Genomic DNA, 6,334 nt, shown 5'->3' on the forward strand with positions numbered 1-6,334 from the left:
ATCGAGTTATCTTCATAAAAGTAGACTATCACAGTTCTAATCTACTACAGCCCCTTAAAAATTATCAGCGGGGCATTGCCAAGCGCTGGAATGCGGATGCAGCGCCAGCGCAGCAGCTGGCTGCGCGCCTGAAAAAATCCGCGGCTAAGGAAGACTGCTGGGCGCTGCATGAGGGCAATTATCTGCAGGAAGATCAAATCGCCATTTACCCTTTAAACCGCCAGAATGTGCTGGTGGAAGCGCCATGCTGGCGCGCCGCCTATAATTACGGCTACGGCTATTGGGTGATGGACAAGGCCCTGCTGCAGACCCGGCAGTTTGTCACATCTTCAGCCTCCAGCTTCAGCGAGGGGCAGATTTTCGCCGCGCAAAAAGGCCGGGGCATTGCGGACTGCGGCAGCCAGGATGAATGGGCGTGGAACGGCAGCCGTTTTGTCAAAACCTATCAGGCCATACAGGCGCAGTGCAAGGGCTTTGCTGGCGGCGCATGGGAAATGCCCCTGCTGATTGCCAGAGTGCAGTCAGCGCAATAAAAATGCGCTTGAGCCGGTAATGCTTAACTGACTGGCATTAGATCAGTTAAGGAGTTTTACAATAAATTCCTTAACTTTTTGGCCATTCCCGGCGGAGTCTTACCGTTTTTAAATTCGATATTTGGAGCTCGTTTTGTTCCTTGCGAAACAGTGTTTCTCATTCGCCAAAATGAGAAGCGAAGCTTCGCAAGGAAAACATCTTACGGCGCAGTGCGCCTCACCGCGAAACCTGTTCACTTTCTGCATTTAAAATAATTTGATTGCAAAAACAGTCCATTTCAAAGGCCACCGCTTCGCCTTGCACTGCAAACAAAGCAGTACTTTGTTTTTGTCGCTCCGCCTTGCGCTTCAAATAAAAGCAGTGCTTTTATTCTCGCTCAGGTTGCGGATGACGCTTCCGCGTATCAAATAAAATTTATAATTTAAAAAGAAAATGCCAGTCAATTTCTTAACTGACTGGCATTAGCCTGAACAGGCGCATTTAACGTGCAGCGCGGAGAGTACCCGCGGCTGTGCCGGCTTAAAAGCGTTTGGGGATTTTCTGCCCATCCGGGACTGGCGTTTCGGCATTTTTCAGTACGCCAAACAGCCAGACTTCGGCATGATGCACCGCAGTCTTTAAATCATCGCCCAGCGCCAGGCGTCCGGCAATATAGCTGGCCAAAGAGCAGCCCGAACCGTGATATTCACCCGGCAGGCGCGGGCACTGCGTTTCAGATGCCAGCTTGCCATTCACATACAGCGCATTGCGGATATAGTCCGGCGTATCTTCATGGCCGCCTTTGACCAGCACCGCTTTGGCGCCCATGGCGAAAAGTTTCTGCGCGGCCAGTTCTAAATCCTGCTCGCCGGTTAATGCGCGCAGCTCCACCGTGTTTGGGGTAATCAGCGCCGCCAGTGGAATCAGTTCGGCAAAAGCGTTCACTAAAGTCGCCTGATCCCCCAGGGAACCGCCGCTGTTGGCCACCAGCACAGGGTCCAGCACATACAGGTAATCTGGGCGCGCGCGCAGGAAGTCAGCCAAAGCGCCAATGTTTTCCGTGGTGCCCAGCATGCCTGATTTAACGCACTGAATCGGCAAATCATCCATTACCGCCTGCGCCTGCGCCAGCAGCAGCTCTTTTGAGGTGGCGCTGAAGCCGAACACCTGCTGCGAGTTCTGAACTGTCAGCGCTGTGCAGGCAATGGCTGCATGCGCGCCGCTTTGGCCAATAGCTTCAATGTCCGCCTGCAGGCCTGCCCCGCCAGAGGGATCTAAACCGGAAAAGCACAGTACAGTAGGGCGCACAATCATGTCCTTCTTACACAAAATTTGGGTTAGTATAGGCAACTTTCAGGCAACTCTCGAGCGCATTTTTGCTGCGCGGATGGATATGGTGCAGACCGTGATTAAAAATATTTTGATTGATTTGGATGGAACACTGACTGACCCGAAAGCCGGCATTACCGCATCTGCGCGCTATGGGCTGGAAAAAGCAGGCTATCCTATTGATGAAAATAGCAATATTGACTGGATTATTGGCCCGCCTTTAAAAGCTTCGCTGGCTAAAATCTTAAATGTTGCGCTGGATGATGACTTGGCGGAGCAGGCGCTGCTGGGCTACCGGGAGCGCTTTTCGGCAACAGGCTTATTTGAAAACCAAGTCTATGCGGATGTGGCGGAAACCTTGGCCGCCTTAAGGCAGCAGGGCTTCAAGCTGCTGGTCGCGACGGCTAAGCCGACCGTGTATGCCAAACGGATTTTAGAACATTTTGATTTGGCGCAATATTTTTCGGAAATTTACGGCAGCGAGCTTTCCGGAGAGCGCACCAATAAAGGCGATTTGATCGCTTATATTCTGGAGCAGGAACAGCTGCTGGCTGCCGAATGCCTGATGGTGGGCGACCGCGAATTTGACATTCTGGGCGCGCGCCGCAATGGCATCGGCAGCATCGGCGTGGCTTACGGCTACGGTTCAGCGCAAGAGCTGGCGCAGGCGCAGCCGGAAATGGTGATTCAGTCCTTTGCTGCCCTGCTGGAGGCGCTGCCTGAACTGTCCTGCAAATCCGCCTGAGCTTAAGGGGCTGGGCTGCAGTTAAAATTATCAGGCCGCAAGCGCCAGTCAGGCGCTTCACTGCTGAAGCAGCTTTAATCGCATTTTTATCCGGCTGAACGCTGTTTAACTTTGCCCTGCCGAATCCTGCGCTTAAAGATTTTCAGCTGAATCCGGCTGCGCCCCGCGCATGCGGGTTCCGGTTTTCATCCTTTCAGCTCTTGTGCTGAAGAAGCAATCATCGCCATAATCAAGCCATGCGTTCAGAGGAAAAAACGGCGATGAAACTGTCTTATATGTATTTAGCTTCTCCGGTAGGGCAGCTTAAGCTGGTGGCGAATGAGCAGGCCTTGGTTGCCGTGCTGTGGGAAAATGAAAACCCGAAGCGGGTGAGGCTGGCGGAATTGCTGGAAGAGGCGCAGCATCCGGTTCTGCTGGAAACCGCCAGGCAGCTGAATGAATATTTTGCCGGGCAGCGCCGGCAGTTTGATTTGCCGCTGGATTTTGAAGGCACGGATTTTCAGCAGAAAGTCTGGCAGGCGCTGCTGAGCATTCCCTTTGGCGAAACCCGCAGCTATAAGCAGATTGCTGAACAGATCGGCAATCCTAAAGCCGTGCGCGCAGTCGGCGCGGCCAACGGCAAAAATCCGATTTCGATTATTGCGCCGTGCCATCGCGTCATTGGCGCCAGCGGCAAACTGGTCGGCTTTGCGGGCGGGCTGGAAAATAAAGATATTCTGTTAAAAATTGAGCGCATCAACTAAGCTCATAAAAATAAGATCAATGAATGATTTGAAAATATTCGGGGGAGTTATTTTAAATCAGGTTTTAGGCCAGCTGATGCCCGCATTTGGATGGGGCATTTTAGCTTTTATCCTTATTGGGCTGCTGAAAGCCTTTAAGCCCTATCTGAAAGGCAAAGCCGGTGAGCTTGCGGTTGCTGCGCATGCGAAACTGTATTTGAATGAGCGCTATGCGCTGCTGAATGATTTAACCCTGCCGGATGGCCAAGCGGGCACCACGCAAATTGACCATATTCTGCTCAGCCCTTACGGCATTTTTGTGATTGAAACTAAAAACTATGCCGGCTGGATTTTTGGCAGTGAGCGGCAAAAGGCCTGGACGCAGAAAATTTATAAGAAAACCTATAAATTTCAAAATCCGCTGCATCAAAACTACAAGCACATAAAAGTGCTGGAAGAAGCGCTTGCCGATATTCTGGAGCCGCAGTTTATGCATTCGGTGGTTGTATTCATGCCGGAGGCTGAATTCAAAACCATGATGCCCGGCAACGTATGCCGCGGCGCGCAGTGGGTGGATTATGTGAAAGGCTTTCAGGAGGAGGTCATTCCGGCTGTAAAGCTTCGGCGGATTCAATTGCGGATAGAAAAAGAGGCGCTGGAAAAGTCGTGGAAAACCAATCGGGCGCATGTGCAGCATTTAAAGCAGAAAAATCAGAGGGCTGCTGAGCATGAGTGAATGGCTGAAAAGTTTCTAATTGCTATATGAAGAAATGCATTACGGCAGCTGCGGAATGGATAAAAGAGCAAAGCGGCAGTATGAAAATTCAAATTTTGCCGGCAGTTTGAGCCGGTACAGCGGAATCTATGCTATTTGCAGGCTGCATCTAAGAACCGGGTGAAGCGCTTAATCTGGTTCTTAGATGCTCAGTTTAAATGAAATATGCCGTAAGCTTCAGGGCTGAACAAATAACTGAAAGCCCTGCAGCTGAACGCGCTTTACAGCAATTCAACCGCCACAGCAGTCGCTTCACCGCCGCCGATGCACAGCGCTGCAATGCCTTTTTTCCCGCCTGTGCGCTTAAGCGCATGAATCAGGGTGAGGATGATGCGCGAGCCGGTAGAGCCGACCGGATGGCCCAGAGCGCAGGCGCCGCCATTGATATTGACTTTTTCAGCGTCCAGTTTGAACTCATCCATCGGGCACATGGTGACCATGGCGAAGGCTTCATTAATTTCCCAAAGGTCAACTTCTTCAGCAGACCAGCCTGTTTTATTTAACACTTTTTGGATCGCGCCGACTGGCGCAATAGTAAATTCAGAAGGATGCTGGGAATTTGAAGCATAAGCGCTGATCTTCGCCAGTGGCTGCAGGCCCTTGGCGGCCGCGTGATCCGCCGAAGTCAGGACCAGCGCCGACGCGCCGTCAGAAATAGAGCTGGCATTGGCGGCGGTAATCGTGCCGTCTTTGGCAAAAGCGGGGCGCAGGGTTGGAATTTTGTCAATATTGGCATTAAACGGCTGTTCATCCTTATTGACAGTTACATCGCCTTTGCGTGACGCAACTGTGACAGGCACGATCTCATCTGCAAAATAGCCTTCAGTAACCGCGGTTTGCGCGCGCTTTAATGAGCGGATCGCAAAATCATCCATCTGCTCGCGGCTATAGCCCTTAGCATCCGCCATATCCTGTGCAAAAGACCCCATCAGGCGGCCAGTTTCAGCATCTTCCAGACCGTCAAGGAACATATGGTCTTTGACTTCGCCATGGCCCATGCGGTAGCCGGCGCGGGCTTTGGTCAGCACATAAGGCGCATTGCTCATGGACTCCATGCCGCCCGCAACGGCTATTGCAGCCGAACCGGCTTTAATCATGTCCGCCGCCTGCATCACGGCCTTCATGCCGGAACCGCACAGCTTGTTGATGGTTACCGCGCCGGCTGCATCCGGCAAGCCGGCCTGGCGCATCGCTTGGCGCGCCGGGCCTTGCTTGAGGCCGGCAGGCAGCACGCAGCCCATAATGACTTCTTCGACATCGCTGGGCTGCAGGCCGGCGCGGGAAACAGCTGCTTTAATCACCGCAGCGCCCAGCTCCGGCGCAGTAAGGCCGGAAAGGCTGCCCTGAAAGCCGCCCATTGCCGTGCGGGCGCCATTCACAATTACGATGTCTGTCATTGTTATTTCTCCGAATAGATTTTAATTAAATATGTCCTGCTCAAGCAGTATATTGAAAAATCAAGCGGAATAAAGCGCTATTGCCGGGCTGATTAGACGCGCGGGTTTTTAGCAGGCGCTTGGGTGTTCTACGCGGATTTGCGCCATTTTGCTCATAATGATTTGCTGATGCGGCAGATCAGCCAGCGAGCAGTAATAAAAGCTGCCGTTGGAGCCGATAGGCAGCCCGGACAGCGCCTGAAAAGTGACGCTGGGCATGCTGAGCGCGCCTTTCCAGTCCAATGTGCCGTACTGCAAGCCGAGCGCTTCAGTCTGCAAAATGCTTTCGCCTGCATCCGCCTGGCGGTTTTTATTGAGATCGGCAAAGACAATAAAGCCGCTGCTCCATTTGGCCGGCTCGCATTGCGCTAATCCTTCACTGGGGCAAATCACAACATTGGCATGATGCAGCAGGGCCAGATTCCTTGCCGACCTGTTCGCCATAATCAGCTTGGCAACGGTTGATTGGACTTCCTGTTCCGCCATATAGTGCTGAAAAGCCGGCAGGGCAATGGCCGCAATGATTGCTAAAACAGCAGCCGTGACAATAAGCTCGACTAGAGTGAAGCCATTTTTTATGATAGAAAACATTATATTATACCAAGTGTTATATGTTGTTTTTATAAAAAGCATGCTATGAGTAAGCTGTTTTTTGATGCTTTCTTATACTGGTCAGGTAATTTTATTACTCAAATTTTTATAAAACTGCTAAGATAGCGGCAAAGTGACAATAGGCGATTCGCAAGAATTAATTGAGTGAAAATTTACCGAATTACAACGGAAATTGTAAGTAATTTTGTCAATAATTTACTTG

Annotated in this window: 7 protein-coding genes; 4 read left to right on the forward strand and 3 right to left on the reverse strand. The window is 51.5% G+C overall.

The window, feature by feature from the left end; translation table 11 throughout:
- On the forward strand, positions 1-533 hold a 533-nt coding region (locus RSA72_RS13365), incomplete at its 5' end, for a DUF1176 domain-containing protein (protein WP_332633329.1).
- Between the two features lie 520 nt (positions 534-1,053).
- Here the strand turns inward: RSA72_RS13365 and RSA72_RS13370 are convergent.
- Positions 1,054-1,821 carry a hydroxymethylpyrimidine/phosphomethylpyrimidine kinase gene (locus tag RSA72_RS13370; protein ID WP_332624160.1) on the reverse strand — a complete coding sequence of 256 codons (768 nt, stop codon included), beginning with the start codon at positions 1,819-1,821 and terminating at the stop codon, positions 1,054-1,056.
- A gap of 97 nt (positions 1,822-1,918) precedes the next feature.
- On the opposite strand from RSA72_RS13370, the gene RSA72_RS13375 reads away from it, so the two are divergent.
- The 3 genes from RSA72_RS13375 to RSA72_RS13385 all read left to right on the forward strand — a co-directional run bounded on the left by RSA72_RS13375 (position 1,919) and on the right by RSA72_RS13385 (position 4,045).
- Complete coding sequence (locus RSA72_RS13375) at positions 1,919-2,587, forward strand: HAD-IA family hydrolase (RefSeq protein ID WP_332624161.1); 669 nt, start codon at positions 1,919-1,921, stop codon at positions 2,585-2,587.
- Positions 2,588-2,847: 260 nt separating this feature from the next.
- Positions 2,848-3,330, forward strand: coding sequence for a methylated-DNA--[protein]-cysteine S-methyltransferase (locus RSA72_RS13380; protein ID WP_332624159.1), 483 nt, complete (start codon positions 2,848-2,850; stop codon positions 3,328-3,330).
- Between the two features lie 76 nt (positions 3,331-3,406).
- On the forward strand, positions 3,407-4,045 hold the full coding sequence (locus RSA72_RS13385) for a nuclease-related domain-containing protein (RefSeq protein ID WP_332624158.1): 639 nt from the start codon (positions 3,407-3,409) through the stop codon (positions 4,043-4,045).
- A gap of 260 nt (positions 4,046-4,305) precedes the next feature.
- Here the strand turns inward: RSA72_RS13385 and RSA72_RS13390 are convergent, their stop codons facing one another.
- Positions 4,306-5,481, reverse strand: coding sequence for a thiolase family protein (locus tag RSA72_RS13390; RefSeq protein WP_332624157.1), 1,176 nt, complete (start codon positions 5,479-5,481; stop codon positions 4,306-4,308).
- Between the two features lie 108 nt (positions 5,482-5,589).
- A complete protein-coding gene (locus RSA72_RS13395; protein ID WP_332624156.1) occupies positions 5,590-6,111 on the reverse strand; it encodes a GspH/FimT family pseudopilin in 522 nt (173 codons plus the stop codon).
- Positions 6,112-6,334: the final 223 nt, after the last annotated feature.

It is taken from the genome of Acinetobacter sp., from assembly GCF_036659555.1.
Lineage (GTDB): Bacteria > Pseudomonadota > Gammaproteobacteria > Pseudomonadales > Moraxellaceae > Acinetobacter.